At 70.3% G+C, this 19,623-nt stretch carries 21 protein-coding genes; 16 read left to right on the top strand and 5 right to left on the bottom strand.

Translation table 11 applies throughout. The annotated features are described in order from the left end of the window. Positions 1 to 29: 29 nt before the first annotated feature. Positions 30 to 1,400 carry a dihydrolipoyl dehydrogenase family protein gene (locus ACX80L_RS03090; protein WP_459287589.1) on the bottom strand — a complete coding sequence of 457 codons (1,371 nt, stop codon included), beginning with the start codon at positions 1,398 to 1,400 and terminating at the stop codon, positions 30 to 32. Positions 1,401 to 1,551: 151 nt separating this feature from the next. Between ACX80L_RS03090 and ACX80L_RS03085 the strand changes: the two genes are divergently transcribed. Both ACX80L_RS03085 and ACX80L_RS03080 read left to right on the top strand, forming a co-directional pair. Further along, positions 1,552 to 1,935, top strand: coding sequence for a hypothetical protein (locus ACX80L_RS03085; protein ID WP_133081350.1), 384 nt, complete (start codon positions 1,552 to 1,554; stop codon positions 1,933 to 1,935). 243 nt (positions 1,936 to 2,178) lie between these two features. Beyond that, positions 2,179 to 4,245: a sensor histidine kinase gene (locus tag ACX80L_RS03080; protein ID WP_459287587.1), complete on the top strand. Its 2,067-nt coding sequence runs from the start codon at positions 2,179 to 2,181 to the stop codon at positions 4,243 to 4,245. A gap of 16 nt (positions 4,246 to 4,261) precedes the next feature. Here ACX80L_RS03080 and ACX80L_RS03075 read toward each other — a convergent pair whose 3' ends face one another. Continuing rightward, positions 4,262 to 5,341 (bottom strand): NAD-dependent epimerase/dehydratase family protein, encoded by a 1,080-nt coding sequence (locus tag ACX80L_RS03075; RefSeq protein WP_459287585.1) that lies wholly within the window; start codon positions 5,339 to 5,341, stop codon positions 4,262 to 4,264. Between the two features lie 148 nt (positions 5,342 to 5,489). Here ACX80L_RS03075 and ACX80L_RS03070 point away from each other — a divergent pair, with 148 nt between their 5' ends. The 7 genes from ACX80L_RS03070 to ACX80L_RS03040 all read left to right on the top strand — a co-directional run bounded on the left by ACX80L_RS03070 (position 5,490) and on the right by ACX80L_RS03040 (position 13,378). Continuing rightward, the gene (locus tag ACX80L_RS03070) at positions 5,490 to 6,581 is read left to right on the top strand and encodes a YhjD/YihY/BrkB family envelope integrity protein (RefSeq protein WP_133081347.1); all 1,092 of its coding nucleotides are present in this window, start codon (positions 5,490 to 5,492) and stop codon (positions 6,579 to 6,581) included. 80 nt (positions 6,582 to 6,661) lie between these two features. Then, on the top strand, positions 6,662 to 7,672 hold the full coding sequence (locus tag ACX80L_RS03065; RefSeq protein ID WP_133081346.1) for a glutathione S-transferase C-terminal domain-containing protein: 1,011 nt from the start codon (positions 6,662 to 6,664) through the stop codon (positions 7,670 to 7,672). A 134-nt stretch (positions 7,673 to 7,806) separates the two neighbouring features. After that, complete coding sequence (locus ACX80L_RS03060) at positions 7,807 to 8,871, top strand: FecCD family ABC transporter permease (RefSeq protein WP_459287583.1); 1,065 nt, start codon at positions 7,807 to 7,809, stop codon at positions 8,869 to 8,871. Positions 8,872 to 8,933: 62 nt separating this feature from the next. Further along, the gene (locus ACX80L_RS03055) at positions 8,934 to 9,944 is read left to right on the top strand and encodes a FecCD family ABC transporter permease (RefSeq protein WP_459288078.1); all 1,011 of its coding nucleotides are present in this window, start codon (positions 8,934 to 8,936) and stop codon (positions 9,942 to 9,944) included. 2 nt (positions 9,945 to 9,946) lie between these two features. Next, positions 9,947 to 10,870: an ABC transporter ATP-binding protein gene (locus ACX80L_RS03050; protein WP_459287581.1), complete on the top strand. Its 924-nt coding sequence runs from the start codon at positions 9,947 to 9,949 to the stop codon at positions 10,868 to 10,870. After that, positions 10,867 to 11,919 (top strand): siderophore-interacting protein, encoded by a 1,053-nt coding sequence (locus ACX80L_RS03045; RefSeq protein ID WP_459287579.1) that lies wholly within the window; start codon positions 10,867 to 10,869, stop codon positions 11,917 to 11,919. The genes ACX80L_RS03050 and ACX80L_RS03045 overlap by 4 nt, the downstream gene beginning before the upstream one ends. A 391-nt stretch (positions 11,920 to 12,310) precedes the next feature. Continuing rightward, positions 12,311 to 13,378, top strand: a complete 1,068-nt coding sequence (locus ACX80L_RS03040) for a M23 family metallopeptidase (protein ID WP_459287577.1) — start codon at positions 12,311 to 12,313, stop codon at positions 13,376 to 13,378. A gap of 90 nt (positions 13,379 to 13,468) precedes the next feature. Here ACX80L_RS03040 and ACX80L_RS03035 read toward each other — a convergent pair whose 3' ends face one another. Beyond that, positions 13,469 to 14,473: a diacylglycerol/lipid kinase family protein gene (locus ACX80L_RS03035; RefSeq protein ID WP_208739392.1), complete on the bottom strand. Its 1,005-nt coding sequence runs from the start codon at positions 14,471 to 14,473 to the stop codon at positions 13,469 to 13,471. 81 nt (positions 14,474 to 14,554) lie between these two features. Between ACX80L_RS03035 and ACX80L_RS03030 the strand changes: the two genes are divergently transcribed. After that, on the top strand, positions 14,555 to 15,337 hold the full coding sequence (locus ACX80L_RS03030; RefSeq protein ID WP_133081343.1) for an SGNH/GDSL hydrolase family protein: 783 nt from the start codon (positions 14,555 to 14,557) through the stop codon (positions 15,335 to 15,337). Between the two features lie 101 nt (positions 15,338 to 15,438). On the opposite strand, the gene ACX80L_RS03025 is transcribed toward ACX80L_RS03030, so the two are convergent. Beyond that, positions 15,439 to 16,077, bottom strand: coding sequence for a DUF3060 domain-containing protein (locus ACX80L_RS03025; RefSeq protein ID WP_459267993.1), 639 nt, complete (start codon positions 16,075 to 16,077; stop codon positions 15,439 to 15,441). Positions 16,078 to 16,305: 228 nt separating this feature from the next. Here ACX80L_RS03025 and ACX80L_RS03020 point away from each other — a divergent pair, with 228 nt between their 5' ends. Beyond that, a complete protein-coding gene (locus ACX80L_RS03020) occupies positions 16,306 to 16,872 on the top strand; it encodes a MarR family winged helix-turn-helix transcriptional regulator (RefSeq protein ID WP_133081341.1) in 567 nt (188 codons plus the stop codon). A 22-nt stretch (positions 16,873 to 16,894) separates the two neighbouring features. Then, on the top strand, positions 16,895 to 18,037 hold the full coding sequence (locus ACX80L_RS03015; RefSeq protein WP_459287575.1) for a glucose-1-phosphate adenylyltransferase family protein: 1,143 nt from the start codon (positions 16,895 to 16,897) through the stop codon (positions 18,035 to 18,037). Between the two features lie 106 nt (positions 18,038 to 18,143). Here ACX80L_RS03015 and ACX80L_RS03010 read toward each other — a convergent pair whose 3' ends face one another. Continuing rightward, positions 18,144 to 18,317 (bottom strand): hypothetical protein, encoded by a 174-nt coding sequence (locus tag ACX80L_RS03010; RefSeq protein WP_208739395.1) that lies wholly within the window; start codon positions 18,315 to 18,317, stop codon positions 18,144 to 18,146. A 24-nt stretch (positions 18,318 to 18,341) separates the two neighbouring features. On the opposite strand from ACX80L_RS03010, the gene rpmB reads away from it, so the two are divergent. The 4 genes from rpmB (at position 18,342) to ACX80L_RS02990 (ending at position 19,599) form a co-directional block, all read left to right on the top strand. After that, entirely contained in the window at positions 18,342 to 18,578 is a 237-nt protein-coding gene (gene rpmB, locus ACX80L_RS03005; protein ID WP_043441573.1) for a 50S ribosomal protein L28, read from the top strand. After that, the gene (gene rpmG, locus ACX80L_RS03000; protein WP_019481734.1) at positions 18,578 to 18,745 is read left to right on the top strand and encodes a 50S ribosomal protein L33; all 168 of its coding nucleotides are present in this window, start codon (positions 18,578 to 18,580) and stop codon (positions 18,743 to 18,745) included. Before rpmB ends, rpmG begins: the two co-directional genes overlap by 1 nt. Positions 18,746 to 18,748: 3 nt before the next feature. Then, complete coding sequence (gene rpsN, locus ACX80L_RS02995; protein ID WP_133081339.1) at positions 18,749 to 19,054, top strand: 30S ribosomal protein S14; 306 nt, start codon at positions 18,749 to 18,751, stop codon at positions 19,052 to 19,054. Positions 19,055 to 19,320: 266 nt separating this feature from the next. After that, a complete protein-coding gene (locus ACX80L_RS02990) occupies positions 19,321 to 19,599 on the top strand; it encodes an HU family DNA-binding protein (protein ID WP_087074140.1) in 279 nt (92 codons plus the stop codon). Positions 19,600 to 19,623 lie beyond the last annotated feature (24 nt).

Below are 19,623 nucleotides of genomic sequence, written 5' to 3'. Positions count from 1 at the left end.
CCGCGTCCCGTCGGCGCGGACCCCACCCGTCAGCCGCGCAGTGCGGCCCGTGCGGCATGCCCGATCACGGCACTGTACGTGGGGTAGGCGAACTTCACCCGGGCCAGCGTGGCGAGGTCGGTGCCCGCCGCCATCGCGGACGCCACCGCGGTGATGACCTCCACCGCGTTCTCACCGACGGCATGCGCACCGAGGATCAGCTCGCGGCGCCGGTCGATCACGAGTTTGAGGAATCCCTGCTCGCGGTCGTCGATGATGGGCCGCTCGACGACCGCGTACGGCACGGAGACCGCGTGGCACTCGGCGTCGCGCTCCCTCGCCTTCGTCTCGGTCAGCCCCACGCCTGCGTAGTCCGGATCCGTGAAGCCGCCCTCGGGCAGCAGGTGGTGCGGCGTGGTGCGCGTGGCGCCCAGCACCGCGTTCTCGGCCGCGGTCTCACCCTCGAAGACGGCCGCCTGCACCAGCATGCTCGTGCCGTTGGCGTCACCCGCCACGAAGATGTGCGGAACGCTGGAGCGCAGGTACTCGTCCACGGGGATGAAGGATCGTGCGGTCCGGACGCCCGCCGCCTCGAGGCCCAGCCCGGCGAGGTTGGCGGGCCAGCCGGCCGCCATGATGACGGCGTCCACCGTGCGGGCCAGCGGCTCGCCGTCGCGCGTCCAGGTGAGCGTGAGGCCGTCGGCCTCCTTCCGGATGCTGTCGATCCCCCCGATGCCCGTCTCCACCTGGACGCCCTTGCCCGTGAAGCTCCCGGTGACGGCCGCGGCGACGTCCTCGTCCTCCGTCATCAGGATGCGTGGCGCGAGGTCCAGCAGGAGGACCCGGGAGCCCATCGCGTCGAAGATGGTGGTCATCTGCGCCCCGGTGTGCCCGCCTCCGATGATGGCCACGCTTCCGGGCAGGCTCTCGAGGCCCAGCACCTCGTGCGGCAGGACGGCGTACTCGGCGCCCTCGACGGGCAGCCGACGCCCGCTGCCGCCGATGCAGAGGATGATCGACGCCGCGGTGACCCGGCGGTCACCCACGACCACGCCGTGGTCGCCGGTGAGCTCGGCGTCGCCCTCGATCAGTTCGATGCCGAGGCGCTCCATGGTGGCTCCGTAGCCCTTGGCGTCGAGGACCCGGGCCACCGTGGTGCGCACGCGGTCGACCGTCCTGGCCCAGTCGACGGACGGTTCGTCCACGACGATCCCGTAGTCGTACGCGGTGCGGACCTCCCGGAACAGCCGGGCGGTCTTCGCCAGGACGCGCGTCGGGACGCAGCCCGAGTTCACGCACGTGCCGCCGAGCGCGGAGCGTTCGACGACGGCGGTGCGCGCGCCGAGTTCGGCCGCGCGTGTGGCGGCCGCCATGCCGGCAGGTCCGCCGCCGATGACGAGGACATCGAACTCGTGGTCCATGGAAGGCTCCTTCGGTCGGTGGTGGCGCCTCCCATCCTCCACCGGATACGTACGGGCCCACAATGCGTGTGCGCGGTGGCGGTGCGGTGCTGTCCCGGGCACGCTCCTGCGCCTAGGATCAGGACCTCAGGGACGACACGAATGGATCGACATGGCTGGGGATGCTGGGGAGCTCCGCTACACGCTCACGGACGACGGCGCCTTCCTGCGCCTGCGGTGGGCCGCGGGTGTCACGATCGGAGGAGACGACGTCCGCTCGACGACGGCGGCCGTGACGGCCGCATCGCCCGCCGGGAGACGGCCGCTCCTGGTGAACATCGGACTCGTCGATGCGATCACCGCGGAAGCCCGGCACCTGCTCATCGAGGACGACTGCTCGTGCCGGACCGGCGTGGTCGGCGTGGATGACGTGGGCCGGGTGCTCACCGCCTTCAACTACCGCTCGGTGACCCCGAGCCGGTACTTCACGAACGAGGCGGAGGCGATCGCCTGGTTGACGGGTGGGGCCTCCGTCGGTGACTCTCCGACGGGGTGACGGGACCATGGTCGATGCGGGAGCCCCGGCGGACGCCCTGCCGCTGCACGTGTTCACGCTGTCCGACCAGCGCCGGTCGTTCGCGGCACGGACCGGTGACGGTTGCGGGGCGGCGGGTCGAAGCGCACGGCAAGTGGTGGACAGCAAGTAAGCTGAGTGCCGGAGTGGCTCGTCTCACAGCCACGTCCCGCCGGTTCTGGTCCGATCCGGCAGCACGGATCTCATTTCTGAACAGGTAGTGGCATGGGCGAGGAGCGGATGCAGGGGGTCTCAGGAAGGCTGGCAGCGTTGTCGCCGGCGTCCCTCCACGTCCTGTTCGCCCTGATGCTCGCGGCGGCGGCCCTGACCGGCCGCCACACCATGCTCGACGCGCCGGGCCTGGCCCTCGTCTGGCCTGCGGCGGGGGCGAGCTTCCTGTGGGCGCTCTGGGGTTCACGGACCCGGCGGGACCTCGCCGTCGCGCTCGTCGCCAGTGTTCCCATCCTGACCGTCGTCAACCTCGCCACGGGACTCAGCCCCACCCTCGCCCTGTCGGTAGCGCTCGGGAGCCTCGCCCAGACGGCCCTGGCCGTCCGCCTCTTCCGCGGACTGGTTCCCGGCCTCGACGTACGGACCGTCGGTGACTACCTGCGGCTCGGGGGCGTCGCGCTCGTCTCCTGTTCCCTCGGCGCGCTGTTCATCGTCGCCGGCGTCGCACTGGAGGGCGGGGCGGACCCGTTCTCGGCGTTCATCCCCTGGCTGGTCCGGCACGCGGTGTCCCTGACGGCCCTCGGAGCACTGGGCATCGCGGTCGCCTCGAGCGTCACGGCCCGCGCGCGCGGGGAGGTCACTCCGCCGCTGACAGCGGCGCGGCGCGCCGAGTACGCACTCCTCACGGTCGTCTCCTTGGTGCTCTACGTGCTCACGTTCGGAGCCGGCCCCGCGCTGCCGATCGCCTACACCACCATCCCGGCGCACATGTGGGCCGGCCTGCGGCTGCGCGCGGGATGGGCCATGCTGCACGGCCTCGCCAGCGGCGCGTTCCTCGTCCTCTTCACCCTCGCGGGCCGCGGCCCGTTCCAGGACCTGGGCCCCGGCGTCGCCGCCTATGTCGCCCAGTCGTTCATGTTCATCGCGTTCTCCCTGTCCGCCGTCCTGGCACTCAGCATGGACGAGCGGCGCCGTCTCATCGCCCGCCTGTACCGGGCCAACGAGGAGGCGAAGGCAGCGGCGGACCTCCGCGACCTCGTGATCGGCAGGATGAACGACGGTGTCCTCGTCGCGGGACCGGACCGCCGACTGATCTTCCAGAACGCGACGAGCGAGCGCTGGCTGGGGCACGGCACGGCACGGCCCGGCGAGGTGTGGAAGCGCGACTACGAGGTGACGACGCCGGAAGGGCAGCCGTTGGCCGAGGCCGACAATCCCCTGACCCTGGCGCTGGAGGGCACGGTCACCGAGCGGATGGACCTGAACCTCACCCACCGGTCCGGCGAGGTGATGCACCTCTCGGTCGACGCCATGCCGCTTCCCGGCGAACGGGGGGCCGTGGTGGTGACGCGCAACGTGACCGACGAGCGTGTCCACCAGCGGGACCTCGGGCGCTTCGCCTCGGTCGTGGCGCACGACCTCCTGACCCCGCTGACCGTCTTCGACGGCTGGCTCGAGCTGCTCGAGGATCCGGACCTGCCCGCCGCCGAGCGGCAGGCCAGCATCGGGCGCCTCCAGCACGCGAGCCTGCGGATGCGGACCCTGATCCGGAATCTCCTCGCCTACAGCCTGGCCAAGGAGGAGAGGCTCACGGCGACCCGCATCGACGTCCCCCGCGTGATGGAGGGCATCGTGGACCTGCGCACCGCCCTCCCGGGCACGCAGCTCCCCGCCATGCGGTTCGAGGTGCGTGCGCCGCATCCCGTCTACGCCGACGAGCGGCTCTTCCTGCAGCTGATGGAGAACCTCGTGGGCAACGCCGTGAAGTACGGGCGCACCGACGGAACCGGCGAGGTGGTGGTGGAGACGACCGTCGACACCGCGGGGAGGACCCTCGTGCACGTCCGGGACAACGGTATCGGCATCCCCGAAGGGGATCTCCAGCGCGTCTTCGAGGAGTTCCACCGCTCCGAGAACGGGCTGGGCCAGGCCACCGGGACCGGACTCGGGCTCGCCATCTGCCGCCGTATCGCCGAGAGCCACGGAGGCGGCATCAGCGTCCGCAACGTCGAGCACGGCGGCGCCGAGTTCACCGTCAGTCTGCCCGGCGCGCCCGATCAGCTCCCCCGGGGTATCCCACTGGTCGCCGCGGACGATGCTCCGAGGATCCCGGCGCAGTAGCCCTCGCGCTGCTGGCTCAGTTCTTCGACCTCGGGTACAGCTTGGGAGATCCTGCGTGCCCGTCGCCGTGGCGCATCCCCGCCAGCACCTCGGCCATCGCGTCGCGGGACGAGTGGCGCGGTTCCCAGCCCAATTCGCTCCTCGCCCGGGCCGTGTCCATGACCGGGCTCTGCGCCGCCAGATCGATCCACCCCGGATCGGTGCGCTGGATGCGGAGCCACCAGCTCGCGCCGACGATCCAGCGCAGCACGCGCACCGGGAATCCGATCACGCGACGCGCCTCGAGCAGGTCGGCGAGGCGCGCGGGGGTGAGTTCGGGCTCCGCGGCGATGTTGAACGCGCCGGAAGCGCGTCGCGCCAGCACCCGCCAGTACGCGTCGGCGACGTCCTCCGCGTGCACGGCCTGGAAGATGAAGGCTGCCGGGACGGGCAGCACGGGAAGCGGGACGCCCAGGAGGACCTTCGGGACGAGCGCGCCGAGGAAATAGCGGCCCACCTCGCTGCCCGCTCCGCTCTGGAAGATCAGGGCCGGCCGGAGGCGGGCCACCGCGATCTCCGGGTAGGCCTGCACGAACGCATCCAGCAGGCGTTCCTGCTCGGCCTTCTGGCGGCTGTACTGGGAGGACCGGACGCCGTCGGTCGGCCATGCCTCGCCCCTGCGGGTGTCCTTGCCGGCACGCGAGTAGGCCGCGACGGAGGACGCGCAGACGAACTGCCGCACACCGGCGGTGGCGGCTGCGTGGAGGGCGTTGGCCGTCCCGGTGACGTTGGTCCGTCGCATGGCGGGTTCGTCGTGATTCGGCTGGATGGCCCAAGCGAGGTGCACGACGGCGTCCACTCCCGCGAGCGCGAGCACCAGGGCCTCCCTGCCCTCGTCGGTCCCGATGTCGATCGCATGCCAGTCGACGCCGTCGTAGGGGGCCTGCGTCGTGTCCGGGATGGTGCGGGCGATCCCGGTGATGGTGATGCCGCCCGTGTCCCCCGAGGTGTCGTAGCCGGACCGCTCGATGGCCTCGCGGTCCCGCGCTGCCCGGTGGAGGCGGGAGAGGACCGCGGTGCCCACGTTCCCGGTGGCACCGATGACTGCTATGCGCATGGTTCTACTCCTTGGCCTGCTGGTTGTGGGGACGGGGGAGGGCGCTGATCCGAACTGGACTACTAAGCAAGCTTATGGTGCAGTTGAAGGAGACGTACAGCCGCAAGGGCGCACGACGCCCTTTCCAGGGCCATAGCGGGAGGTATCCGTGAGCAGTAACAGCAAGGTCGGCAGTGAGCCGAAGAGTGACGCCTCGCAGAAGGCGCAGACCGCGCCCGATCCGAACGATCCCCGGAAGCCGGATGATCCGAAGGATGTCGGGAAGCCCGCCTGGAAGTACGTGTTCAAGCGGTCGCTCAACGAGTTCGGCAAGGACCAGTGCACCGATCTGGCCGCGGCGCTGACCTACTACGCGGTCCTCGCGATCTTCCCCGGGATCCTCGCCCTGCTGTCCCTCCTCGGGCTGTTCGGACAGGCCCAGAACACCACCAACCAGGTCCTGGAGATCGTCGGCCAGTTCGCGCCGCCGGACACCCTGGAGACCATCAGGCCCACGATCGAGGACCTCGCCTCCAACCAGGCGGCCGGACTGACCTTCGTGATCGGCCTCCTCGGCGCCATCTGGTCGGCATCGGGCTATGTGAACGCCTTCTCCCGGGCGATGAACCGCGTCTACGAGGTCGAGGAGGGCCGGGGCTTCTTCAAGCTGCGCCCGCAGATGCTCCTCGTCACCGTCGTCGTCCTCGTCCTGATCGTCGTCATGGGCCTCATGCTCGTGCTCTCCGGGCCCGTCGCCGAGGCCGTCGGGAACACGATCGGACTCGGTGGCACCGCACTGACCATCTGGAACATCGCCAAGTGGCCCGTCGTCGTGTTCTTCGCGGTCCTCATGATCGCCGTCCTCTACTACGGCTCGCCGAACGTCAAGCAGCCCAAGTTCCGGTGGATGAGTCTCGGCGGGTTCATCGCCCTGATCGTCCTCGCCATCACCACCGCGGCGTTCTCCCTCTACGTGGCCAACTTCGGCAGCTACGACAAGACCTACGGCGCCATCGCCGGCGTGATCGTCCTGCTCCTCTGGATCTGGCTGGCGAACCTCTCGCTCCTGTTCGGTGTCGAGTTCGACGCCGAGATGGAACGCGGCAGGGAACTGCAGGGCGGCATCGAGGCGGAGGACGGCATCCAGCTGCCGCCCCGCGACACCAAGGCTGCCGACAAGAAGCGCGAGAAGTACCGCAAGCTCGTCAACGAGGGTCGCGAGCTCCGCGAGAAGTACGAGCGGGAGTCAGCCCGCCGGTAGGCCGACCGCACCCTGCACCAGGAGGCCCGGACGTGTCAACGGCCGGGCCTCCTGCATGTCCGCGGTCCTAGACTGGCTGCATGACCGATACCCAGCAGGCCGACACGTCAGGGCACAGCACCAAGGGGTCCTACGTGACCGACGGCCAGGAGTTCACGCGGGACACGCAGTACATCGAGACGCGGATCACACGGGACGGTGCGGACGGCTATCCCGTCGAGGCCGGGCGCTACCGCCTGATCGCGGCCCGCGCCTGTCCGTGGGCCAACCGCACCATCATCGTGCGCCGTCTCCTCGGGCTGGAGGACGCGATCTCCCTCGGCACCCCGGGCCCCACCCACGACAGCCGGTCCTGGACCTTCGACCTCGATCCCGGCGGCCGCGACCCGGTCCTCGGTATCGAGCGGCTGCAGGAAGCCTTCTTCAAGCGCGATCCGGACTACGCGCGCGGCATCACGGTTCCGGCGATCGTGGACACGACCACCGGCGCGGTCGTGACCAACAACTTCCCCCAGATCACCCTGGACTTCTCCGGCGAATGGACGGAATTCCACCGCGAGGGTGCTCCGGACCTGTATCCGGAGGCGCTCCGGGAGGAGATCGACACCGTCAACAAGCGGGTCTTCACGGAGGTCAACAACGGCGTCTACCGCTGCGGCTTCGCGGGATCGCAGGAGGCCTACGACGCCGCCTACGACCGGCTGTTCACGGCTCTGGACTGGCTCGAGGAACGGCTCACCACCCAGCGGTTCCTCGTGGGGGACACCATCACGGAGGCCGACGTCCGCCTGTTCACCACGCTCGTCCGGTTCGACCCGGTCTACCACGGCCACTTCAAGTGCAACCGGAACAAGCTGACGGAGATGCCCGCGCTGTGGGGCTACGCCCGCGATCTGTTCCAGACGCCGGGCTTCGGCGACACGATCGACTTCGAGCAGATCAAGCAGCACTACTACATCGTGCACGAGGACATCAACCCCACCGGGATCGTCCCCAAAGGTCCCGACCTCGCGGGATGGACCACGGACCACGGACGCGCATCCCTGGGTGGACGGCCCTTCGGCGACGGCACCCCGCCGACCCCCGAGTAGTGGGGGTGGACGCAGGCGGGGCCGCCTGCGTCCGCCGCAGCGGCCGTCCCAATTAGCGAACAAACTCGTTTCTTAATCGTCAGCAGCATAGGCTAGCCTTACTTCAGACTCATCGACCGTCTGAGGGGAGCACCATGGCAGTCCAGGCCGCCGCCTCGCGCCCCTCGACCGGCGCTCGGCCCCTGTCGGCCCGGCGGCGGTCCTCGGTTCCCCGCACCGCCGCGCAGCTGATCCTCACCGCGCTGGTCCTCCTCGCCTTCTGCGTCGCCTCCCTCACCATCGGGGCCCGCTCGATCGGTCCCGGCACCATGATCGACGCCGTCCTGGCCTTCGATCCCGCCGACGGCGACCACGCGGTCGTGCTCTCCCGTGTCCCGCGCACCGTCATCGGCCTGCTCGTCGGAGCGGCCCTGGCAACGGCCGGGGCAGCCCTGCAGGGGATCGCGCGGAATCCGCTGGCCGATCCGGGGATCCTCGGCATCAATGCCGGAGCGTCACTGGCCGTCGTCGTCGGGATCCATCTCTTCGACCTCACCACCGCCTCCGGGTACATCTGGTGCGCCTTCGCCGGTGCGGGCGCCGCAGCCCTCGCGGTCTACGCCGTCGCCAGCCTCGGACGGGAGGGCGCGACGCCGGTCAAGCTCGCGCTCGCCGGCGCGGCACTGGCCGCCGGCCTCGCCAGCCTCACGAATGCGGTCCTCGTCTCCAGCCAGGAGACCCTCGACGCCTTCCGCTTCTGGCAGGTCGGCACGCTGTCCGGCCGGGGCTGGGACGTGATCGGCACGGTCGCCCCGTTCCTGCTGGTGGGCCTCGTGATGACGCTGGCCACGGGCAAGGTCCTCAACGGCCTCGCGCTGGGCGACGACGTGGCGCGCGGACTCGGGCAGAACGTGAACCTCGCGCGGGGCATCACGGCGCTGGGCGTCGTGATCCTGTGCGGGGCCGCCACCGCCGCCGCCGGCCCCATCGCCTTCGTGGGCCTCGTGATCCCGCACGTCGTACGCCTCGTCGTCGGGGCCGACTACCGCTGGATCCTGTCGTTCTCCGCTCTCCTCGGCCCGGTCCTGCTGCTCGGCGCCGACCTCATCGGCCGGGTCATCCTGCCGCCCGGAGAAGTGCAGGTAGGTATCATGACCGCGGTCGTCGGCGCCCCCTTCTTCATCTGGCTCGTGCGCCGCCGCAGGATGGCCCACCTGTGAGCACGACGCTCGACTCCTCGCAGGTCCCCCCGCCGCCCGCCCCGGCACCCCCTGCCGCAGGGCTGGCCCTCGTCCGTGCCCGTCGCCGGCGCAGCAGCGGGCTCCGCCTGGCCGCGGTCGGGGCGGTCGTCCTCGTCCTGTTCGCCGTGAACGTCCTGCTCGGTTCCTACACGGTGACCATCCCCGACGTCTTCCGGATCCTCGGGGGTGCCGACATCCCGGGTGCCAGCTTCATCGTGATGGAGAACAAGCTTCCCCGCTCGGTGATCGGGGTCCTGGTCGGTGTGTGCTTCGGACTCGCCGGAGCCGTGTTCCAGACCATGCTCAGGAACCCCCTCGCGAGCCCCGACATCATCGGGATCAGTTACGGAGCGAGTGCCTCGGCGGTCACGGCGATCGTCCTCTTCGGCGCCGCCGGCGCCGCCGTGTCCCTCTCCGCGCTGGTCGGCGCGATGGTCGTCGCCGCGGCGATTTACCTGATCTCGCGCCGGGGGGGAGTAGCGGGATACCGCCTCATCCTCGTCGGCATCGGCTTCGCGGCCGTCCTGCACGCGCTGGTCAACTTCCTGATCACCCGCACCGACCTCCGGACGGCATCGGAAGCGCTGCTGTGGCTCAACGGCTCGCTCAACTCGAGCAACTGGGACCGTGCGGCCGTCCTGGTCGCCGCCCTCGTGGTCCTGCTGCCGGCCGCGGCGGTCCTCTCGCGCAGCCTGCAGGGCCTCGTCCTGGGCGACGACGCCGCAGCAGGCCTCGGGCTCCGGGTCGAGGCCTCACGGCTGGGACTCATGTCCACCGCCGTCGCCCTCGCGGCCGTGGCCACCGCGGCCGCAGGGCCCGTCGCGTCCGTGGCCTTCCTGTCCGGACCGATCGCGCGCAGGCTGCTCGGGAACCGGCCCTCGCTGGTCATGGCGGCCCTGGTGGGGGCAGGAATCGTCCTCGGGGCCGATTTCATCGCCGCGAACCTCATCCCCGGGGCGTCACTGCCCGTCGGCGTCGTGACCGGCGCGCTCGGTGCCCCGTTCCTGCTGTGGCTGCTGGCCACGGCGAACCGATCAGGCCAGGGAGGCTGAGCATGGCTGCACGTCAGGAACCCACGTCGGGGGACACCCTGTCCGCCGAAGGGCTGACCCTCGCCTACGACCAGCGCACCGTGGTCGACGGGCTCTCCCTCACGCTCCCGGCCGGGCGGGTGACGGTGATCGTCGGGGCCAACGCCTGCGGCAAGTCCACCCTGCTGCGCGGACTCGCCCGTCTCCTCAAGCCGGTCGGGGGCGCGGTCGTGCTCAACGGGTCTGACATCTCCGCCCAGTCCACGAAGGCCGTCGCCCGAGTCCTCGGACTACTGCCCCAGACCCCTGTGGCACCGGACGGTATCAGCGTCGCCGACCTCGTGGGGCGCGGCCGCTACCCGCACCAGGGCTGGTTCCGCCAGTGGACTCCCGAGGACGACGAGGCGGTGGCGGACGCGCTGGAGGCCACCGACACGCTGGCCCTCGCCGACCGCAACGTGGATGAGCTCAGCGGTGGGCAGCGACAGCGTGTGTGGATCGCGATGGCCCTCGCGCAACAGACGGGCATCCTGCTGCTCGACGAGCCCACCACCTTCCTCGACGTGACGCACCAGGTGGAGGTGCTGGACCTCATCACGGACCTGAACCGGCGGTCCGGCACCACCGTCGTCATGGTGCTGCACGACCTGAACCTCGCCGCACGCTACGCGGACCACCTCATCGCGATGCGGGACGGACGGATCGTGGCAGCCGGGCCTCCCGCTGCCGTCGTCACCCAGGAGACCGTCTCGGGCGTCTTCGACCTGGAGTGCCGGATCATCGAGGACCCGGTCTCCGGCACGCCGATGGTGATCCCGGTGGGCAGGCACCACAGCCCTCCGGCACCCGCCCGTCCCCAGACTCCCCCCGCCGGCCGGCAGCAGGCCACGGGGTACCGACCCAACCCGCAGGACGCCGTTCCCGCCCCCGTGGAGGCAGCATCATGACCCAAGTGACCCATCGGAACGCACTGCGGACCGTCGCCGACACCGAGCCCATGGTGCTCGCGTTCGACGTCGTCGTCACCGCCGTGCAGGACCTCGGTGCCACCTTCCGCCGCATCACGTTCGGTGGGGCATGCCTCGAGGCGTTCGGGGTGGCAGGGGACACCCTCGACCTCCGGATCAAGATCGTCATCCCCTCGAAGGGCCGTGACTGCCCGGACATCGCAGGCATGATGAAGCGCGGGGACTCGGCGAACTGGTACCAGCTGTGGCTGGGCCTGGAGGCGGAGGAGCGTGGTTCCATGCGCACCTACACGGTGCGGAACGTGCGCTGCGGCGGTCCGCACCCGGAGATCGACGTCGACTTCGTGATGCACCTCGACGACGACGGCCGGGGCGGCCCGGCCTCGGAGTGGGCCGCGGCGGCCCGGTCCGGTGACCGGGTCTGCATCATCGGGCCCAATTCCTCGGCGGCGCAGTGCGCGACGGCGGGTGCCTACGGCGGCATCGAGTGGAGCCCGGGCCTCGCCCAGCACGTCCTCCTCGCCGGTGACGAGACGGCGGTGCCCGCCATCAGCGCGATCCTCGAGGCCCTGCCTGAGGACATCAGCGGGTCCGCCTTCCTCGAAGTGCCGGACCTGCAGGACGTCCAGGCCATCTCCACGAAGTCCTCCGTGGCCATCACCTGGCTGGCGCGTGGGGACCGGCCGCATGGCGAGCAGCTGGAGGCCGCAGTCCGGGACGCCGTCCGGGTGCCGGGTTGGGTGTCGCTCGCCGGTCCCGCCGGTGCGCGGGGAGGAAGCGAGCCCGAGGAGGTCGACATCGACCGGACGATCCTGTGGGAGACGCCGCAGCGGATGGAGGCGGCCATCGTGCAGTCGACCGTCGGTTCCGGGCGCCCTGCCGGCACCCAGCCCTTCTACGCGTGGATCGCAGGGGAAGCCGCCGTCGTCCGTGGCCTGCGGCGGTACCTCGTGCGCGACGTCGGGGTGGACCGGAAGCAGGTCGCTTTCATGGGGTACTGGCGCAAGGGCCGCGCAGAGCTCGCCTGAGGCGCCGGCCAAGCCGGAAGGCGCAGGTTCTTCAGCGTCTTCGCGCAGGAACCCGGTGACGGAACGCAGTATGACACGGATGATCCACAGGCAGGATAACGGAATTGTAACTTCGGACCCCGTGGCCTAGGGTTTGAGCAGTCAAAGCTGGTTCCACGGAATCCAGGTCCGCACGCCCGACCCTGTCAGCGGACCGCCTGAACACTGTGTGACAGGGGTGGAGGATCCACGTCCGACGCGGCTCGAGCCGCCTGGGGGTGAAGCCCTTCCGCACTGCTCCTCTGTACGGTCCCGTCTGCGGCTCCTCCGCGATCCGGACCGCGTGGAGGTCGAGCCGACTCCTGCTCGATTCCGGCAGCCGACTTCGCGGGCGTCCGAGAGAGGTAAGCAGTTGACCCAGACGGTTACGTCCGGGCGCCGCCGCGCGTCCGACGATCGAGCGCAGCAGCACCCGGTTTCCCACCGCCCCGCTCATCCCGGCCCGCCCAGCCGCCGCTCGCTCCGGGTCCCGGTCGCCGGTGAGGCCCTTCCGCCCGTCCCGTCCGTCGCTGCACCCGCCCTTCCGACGACCGCACCCGCTGCCCCGGAGCCCACGACCCGACGCGGGCTCCGCGAGCAGCAGGCAGCGGCCCGGGACGCCGCAGCAGTCCTGCCGACACGGCGCAGTGCCCGCCGTTCCGTGCCCGTCGCGCATGCGGATCTGCATCCGGAGTTGAGGGAGGACCTGCATCCGGGCCTGCGCTCGGGCCCGCGGCGCTCGCTCCGCCCGCACGCACCTCGGCCGGCGTCGTTCTCCCGGCTGCGCGACAACGCCGCGACGGCAGGGATCGTGCTCGCCTCGGCAGGGCTGGTCATGGGGGCAGTGGCGCCGTCGGCCGCCACCGCCCCGACCGCCGCAACCCCCGGCACAGCCCTCGCCTCGGGTGTCGCACCGGCCGTCACGGCGCCCGCCGGGGCGTCGGTGACCTTCCGGCTCGAGAGCGCCGGACAGGCCGCGGAGGGCATCGCGCCGAGTATCGCCAGTGCACGGGCCCTCTCCGCGTCCCTGACTCCCGCAGCCCAGGAGCGCAAGGCGTTCGGCGTCCCCGTGGACAGCCCTGTCGTCGCTTCCCCCTTCGGATACCGCGTCAACCCCCTGGGCGGATACGGACCCGAACTGCACACCGGCCTCGACTACGCGAGCGGGTGCGGGACCCCGGTCATGGCCGCCGATGCCGGCACCGTCGTCGACTCCGGCGAGCATGCCTATGGCGGCGGCCTGCGCATCGTGATCGACCACGGTGACGGCCTGAAGACCACCTACAACCACCTGAGCGTGCTCGAGGTGCCCGCTGGCACGACCGTGGCGCGCGGCGACCTCCTCGGAGCCGTCGGCACCACGGGGAACTCCACCGGGTGCCACCTCCACTTCGAGGTCCTGGTCAATGACGAGAAGGTCGACCCGCAACCCTGGCTGTGACCGACGGCCGACCTCCAGCGTCTGCAGACGGACAGGCGGACGGGCCTCCGGACGGGTAGACAGGCCGATGGACCGGGCCTGCCCGCAACCCTAGGGCAGCGGATCGCTGACGATCGCGGGATCCTTGTAGCCCAGGGGCATCCGGAGGCGGAGCGAATTGGGCTTCATCTCGAAGGCCATGTGCGTCGCCTTCCCAAGGGGGTCGCCGTCGAGCTGCACCTCGAGGGGCTCGCGCAGCGTGACCTCGGCGGTCCGGCACTGGAAGTACTCGAGCGAGGGGTCCTTGCTCCTGCCCTTCCCACGCGCGAAGAGCTTGCCCGCGACCGCCAGCCAGCCCAGCTTGCCCTTCGGCGCCACGGTCATGAGGTCCATCAGCCCGTCGTCGATCTTGGCGCCGGGGAAGATCTCCAGGCCCCCCATGATCTTTCCGCAGTTGCCGCCCATCACGCTGCGCAGGCGGCGCTCGAAGGGCCTGCCACCGTCCACGGAGATGGTGGTCCGCGCCGGCCGGCCCGGGAGGTTCCTGATCCCGGCATCCACGTAGGCGAGCCAGCCCACCTTGTCCTTCAGGTCGTCCCTGGTGTCGGACATGATCGCGGCGTCGTAGCCGATGCCCGCCATGACCAGGAACACGTGGGCGTCCTGCGCACGATCCACGGTCACGTGCACGACGTCGATGGACCGCTCGGTCCCCCGGAACGCGGCCTCGACGGCGGCATCCGGATCGTCGACGGCGATGTCGAGGTTGCGGGCCAGGAGGTTGCCCGTGCCCAGCGGAACGAGGGCCATCATGGTCCCGCTGCCGGCGAGCTCCTCGGCGACGCACCGGACGGTACCGTCGCCACCGGCCGCGATCACGAGGTCCACCCCGGCCTCGAGGGCCTCGCGGGCCTGCCCGTGCCCGGGGTCGTCCGCCGTGGTCTCGATCACGAGGGGCGCGTCCCAGCCGTCCTCGGCGGAGATGCGCTCCACCGCCCCCTGCACGTCGGACGTGGTGGCCTTGATGGGATTGATGATGAGCGCGGCGCGACGGCGACCCGATCCGGCATCCGCAGCCACGTCGGTGGTCGCTTCGATTGTTGCGTCGGTGGGCATGATGTCCTTCGTGCGGGAGTCAACGGGCGGGTCCGTCGAGCTTATCCCGACGGACCCGGGTGCCGAGGGTAATCTTTGACGGTGAACTTCTCCCAGCGGTACGTGGCACTCGGCGACTCCTTCACCGAAGGGGTGGGTGACTGGGATCCGGCGTCACCCAACGGCGTCCGTGGCTGGGCGGACCGCGTCGCGGAGCAGCTCGTCCTCGCCGACAGGTCCTGGGGGTACGCGAACCTCGCCATCCGCGGCAAGAAGATGCGCCAGATCCTCGACGAGCAGATCGACGGCGCCCTGGCTCTCGAGCCGACGCTCGTCACCCTCTATGCGGGCGCCAATGACATCCTGCGGCCACGGGTCGACATCGACCGGCTCATGGGCCACTACGACGAAGGGATCGGCCGGCTTCGCGAGGCCGGTGCGGCCGTCGTGCTGTTCACCGGATTCGATGCCTCGGGGTCCGCTGTCTTCGGCACGACCCGGGGACGCACCGCCGTCTACAACGAGTGGGTGCGTGAGATCGCCGACACGCGGGGCGCGACGGTCGTCGACTACTGGCGCCTGCGCGAGTTCCAGGACTGGAGCTACTGGGACGTCGACCGCATGCACATGTCCACCGCAGGGCACACCCTCATGGCCGCCCGGGTGCTGGAGGCCATGGAGGCCTCGCACGCCATCGACCTGCCGGAACTGGAGGCACGTCCCGTCCTCCGGCGCGTGGAGCAGTTGAAGGCCGACGCGCAGTGGGCGCGGGAATACCTGACGCCCTGGGTGGGCAGGCGGTTGCGCGGAGTCTCCTCGGGCGACGATCTCGCACCGAAGTATCCGGTGCCGGTCCACCCGCACTGGGCGTCCGTTCCCGCCTGACGGTCCGCGCTCCGGCCGGGCCGTCGCAGGTGCGCGGCCGTCGGAGCGCGGCAGATGGATGATCCACACCGCCTGGCTGGTCCGTACCGCCGTCGCGGCGTCTAGCGGGCGGCGACGGAGTTGCTGCCCTCGGTGTCGACCGCGGGGTCGCCGGTGCTGTAGGTGACGGTGTTGTCCTCACCGTCGACGTCGATGTCCCGGGTGTCGTCGACCGTGACGACGTTCGTCCGACCGTCGACGTCGACGTCGGGCACGCTCGTCAGGGTGGCCGTGTTGCCGTCCCCCTCGACGTCGAGGGCCTCGGCGGATTCGCCGGTGATGGTGTTGTCGTCGCCGTCGATGTCGATGTCCTCGCATCCGCCGGTGATGTCGATCGTGGTGCCGTCGGTTTCGATGTCGATGTCGCCGCCGCCGCTGCAGCTGATGCTGACGGTGGTACCGGGTGTCCCGATCGTGCGCTCGTCACCCCGGCTGAGGCTGACCGGCGCGTCCGTCGCGGACGCCGTCGCCGTCGATGCCGACGGGGCGCCGGAGCTCGCGGGGCTGCCGGACCCGGTCGGGGCGGCAGTGGACGGGCTCCCCGTACCCTCGGGTGTCACCGGAGCCGGCTCGTCCGCACTGGCCGTTCCGGTGGGCGCGTTGGCCGGCGGCTGCGTGGTGCCGTCGGTGCACCCGGTGAGCAGGGCGAGGGCCAGTGCAGCGCCGAGGGCGATGGACACGGCACGAGAGTCTCGGGGCATCGGGTTCTCCTCCAGGGTGTGGCCGGTGGGCCGCCGACCGATACGGTAAGCCTACTGTCCATCTCCGTCCCGGACCAGAGCAGCGCAAGGTGCCCGGACCGGGGAGGGACCGGAGCCGCAGTGCAGGGAGGATCGTCGAGAATGGCACTCGGCGCCGTCCCCCGCAACCGTCGGGTGGCTCCCCGCCCCCGCCCGGTACCCGCCGGAGCGGTATGCCAGAATGAGCGGATGGCGGCGCACTGGCTCACACCCGACGAGCGGCGGGCATGGCTGGCCCTCTATGCGCTGACGTCGCTGCTCCCCGCGACGCTCGACGCCCACCTGTTCCGGGAGGCCCGGATCACCCTGTTCGACTACCACGTCCTCGCGATGCTCTCCGAGTCGGAGGGGCGGAGCCTGCCGATGAGTGAGCTCGCCGCCCGCTCGACGGCGTCGCTCTCGCGGCTCAGCCACGTGGTCAAGAAGCTCGAGGGACGCGGGTGGGTGGCCCGGCTGCCGTCCGACTCCGACGGCCGCGTCACCACCGCGTCCCTGACTCCCGCAGGACTCGAGATGCTGGCCGGTCTCGCGGTGGCCCATGTCGCACAGGTCCGCTCCACGGTCTTCGATGCGCTGGACGCCCGGGACGTCGCCGACCTCGAGCGGGTGGGCCGGAAGATCCTCCGGGGCATGGACGGCGCGCACTGGATCCTGTCCGACGGTGAGCCGGCTGTCGAGGCCGCGCTCGCCGGGGACCCGACCGCCGGCGCGGGAGCTGCGCCCGGGCACCACGAAGCACACAGCACCGGGCAGTGACCCGGCGCGGACAGGACGGCAGATGGACCAGCAGGCACAGTTCCGGCGTCAGCCCCGCATCCTCGCGATCGTGCTGGCAGGAGGGGCGGGTGGGCGCCTCGGTGCCCTCACCGACCACCGCGCGAAACCGGCCATGCCGCTCGGCGGCAGCTTCCGCCTGATCGACGTCTCCCTGTCGAACCTGCACCACAGCGGGATCTCCGACGTGTGGATCATGGAGCAGTACCAGCCCAAGACCATCAACGACCACCTCCGCAACGGACGGCCGTGGGATCTCGACCGCACGCGCGGCGGGCTGCTCGTGCTGCCCCCGTTCAGCGGCCACGAGGGTGAGGGGTTCGCCGAGGGCAACGCCGACGGCCTGCTCCGCCAGGCGTCCTTCATCCGGGACTTCGCGCCGGACCTGGTCCTCGTGCTCAGCTCCGACCACCTGTACCGGCTCGACTACCGCGACGTCGTCGACACGCACCTCCGGACGGGAGCCGCACTGACGATGGTCACCGTCGACTTCGACGGCGACGCCTCCCACCACGGGGTCGTGACCGTGGGCGACGGCGGCAGGGTGACCGGCTTCGCCTACAAACCCGAGGAGCCGCAGTCGGACATCGTCACCGCCGAGGTCTTCCTGTACACGGCCGGAACCCTGCTGGAGTCGCTGGAGCACCTGCAGGACAGCCACGACGGCCTCGGCGACTACGGCCACCATCTGGTGCCCCACCTCGTGGAGCAGGGGTCCGTCGTGGAGCACAGGCTCGACGGATACTGGCGCGACCTCGGGACGCCCGCCAACTACCTGCGCGCCCACCTCGATCTGGTGGACGGCAAGGGGCTGGAGCTCGCGGACCCGGAATGGCCCCTCCTCACGGAACCGCCGCAGCTGGTCCCGGCGTTCATCGGCGAGGGCGCCGTCGTCAGCAACTCGCTCGTGGCACCCGGCGCCACCGTGCACGGGACGGTCCGCCGGAGCGTGATCGGTTCGGGGGCGACGGTCGAAGCAGGCGCCGTGGTCGAGGACTCCGTCCTGCTGAACCGGGTCCGACTGCGCAGCGGCACCCACCTCCGGTACGCGATCGTCGATTCGGATGCGGACCTCTCCGGCGACTACGCCGGGACCGCTCCCGAGGATCCCGCCGTCGTCGACCGGACCGGGCAGCTCGGCGACTGACCCGTTTTGGCCAGGCCTGATCCTGCCGGTAGTATGGTAGGGCGTTTGGCTGTGGCTGACGCCGACCCGTCCACGGACGGGGCGGAGTCCGTCCGGCTACCCGCGACTACCTGGAATGTAGGGCTGCGCCGGCCGAGAGGCCGTGCCGCCCGATCTTCACCGTCTTCCCCGCGGCGAGGCGCTTCGGCAGGTTCTCACCCTGCCAGGCCAACCTCCGGAAAGCTGCAGTAATAACGGTGTCATTACTGGTGGCGGGACGCCCCACAAGTGATTCCGTCACGTTCATCTAATCTGGAGGAGAGTTATGGCAGCCCACTGCCAAGTGACCGGAGCCGAGCCCGGCTTTGGACACAGCATTTCGCACTCGCACCGCCGCAACAAGCGCCGGTTCGACCCCAACATTCAGAAGAAGCGCTACTACGTGCCTTCCCTGCGCCGCAACGTGACGCTGCAGGTCTCCGCCCGCGGCATCAAGACGATCGACGTCCGCGGCATCGACGCTGTCGTCGCGTCGATCCTCGCGAGGGGAGTGAAGCTCTAATGGCAAAGGACAAGGACGTACGTCCGATCATCAAGCTGAAGTCCACCGCAGGGACGGGCTACACCTACGTGACGCGCAAGAACCGTCGTAACGATCCGGACCGCATGGTCCTGATGAAGTACGACCCCAAGATCCGCAAGCACGTCGAATTCCGAGAGGAGCGCTAAACCATGGCCAAGAAGTCAAAGATTGCTCGCAACGAGCAGCGCAAGGTCATCGTCGAGCGCTACGCGGCCAAGCGCCTCGAGCTCAAGAAGACCCTCGTCGACGAGAACGCCACCGACGAAGCACGCGAAGCGGCACGCCTCGGCCTGCAGAAGCTTCCCCGCAACGCCTCGCCGGTGCGCCTGCGCAACCGCGACCAGATCGACGGGCGCCCCCGTGGCACCCTCCAGAAGTTCGGCATCTCACGTGTCCGCTTCCGCGACATGGCTCACAAGGGCGAACTGCCCGGCGTGACCAAGTCGAGCTGGTAGCAGCGCCCGGGGCGTCCTGCCCCGACAGCATCATCCACCGCCCCGCGCGGTGACCCGGGAAGCCGGCGACCTTCGGGTCGCCGGCTTTTCCTTTCTCCCGGAAGCGGTCCCGCCGGGCCCGAAAGAGGGCCGAAAAGGCTGTGTTTAAGCCGAAAAGCCGCGAAAACACGCGGGGCGGGGCGCCCGAGCTGATAGGTTTTCGGACAGAGGCTCTTCGAATACCGTGAAGAGCTCGTTCAGAAGAGTGACGTCCAGGAGGACCCAAAATGGCTAAAAACCGTAGTGAACTTGTTGCCGAGGTAGCAGCGAAGGCTGACACCAGCCAGGCGTCGGTGAACAGCGTTCTTGACGCGCTGTTCGATGTCTTCGCCGAGTCCATCGCCAAGGACGAGAAGATCACCATCCCCGGATGGCTCGCCGTCGAGCGCACCAGCCGTGCAGCACGCACCGGACGCAACCCCCAGACCGGTGAGACCATCCAGATCGCCGCGGGCCACAGCGTCAAGCTGACCGCAGGCTCGAAGCTCAAGGCTTCCGCCAAGTAGTCCACGTACTGGAGGGCCGCTGCC

The organism is Arthrobacter sp. MDT1-48-3, assembly GCF_054511015.1.
The sequence above is the reverse complement of the archived record's forward strand: the minus strand, read 5'-3'. Positions and strand labels throughout refer to the sequence as shown.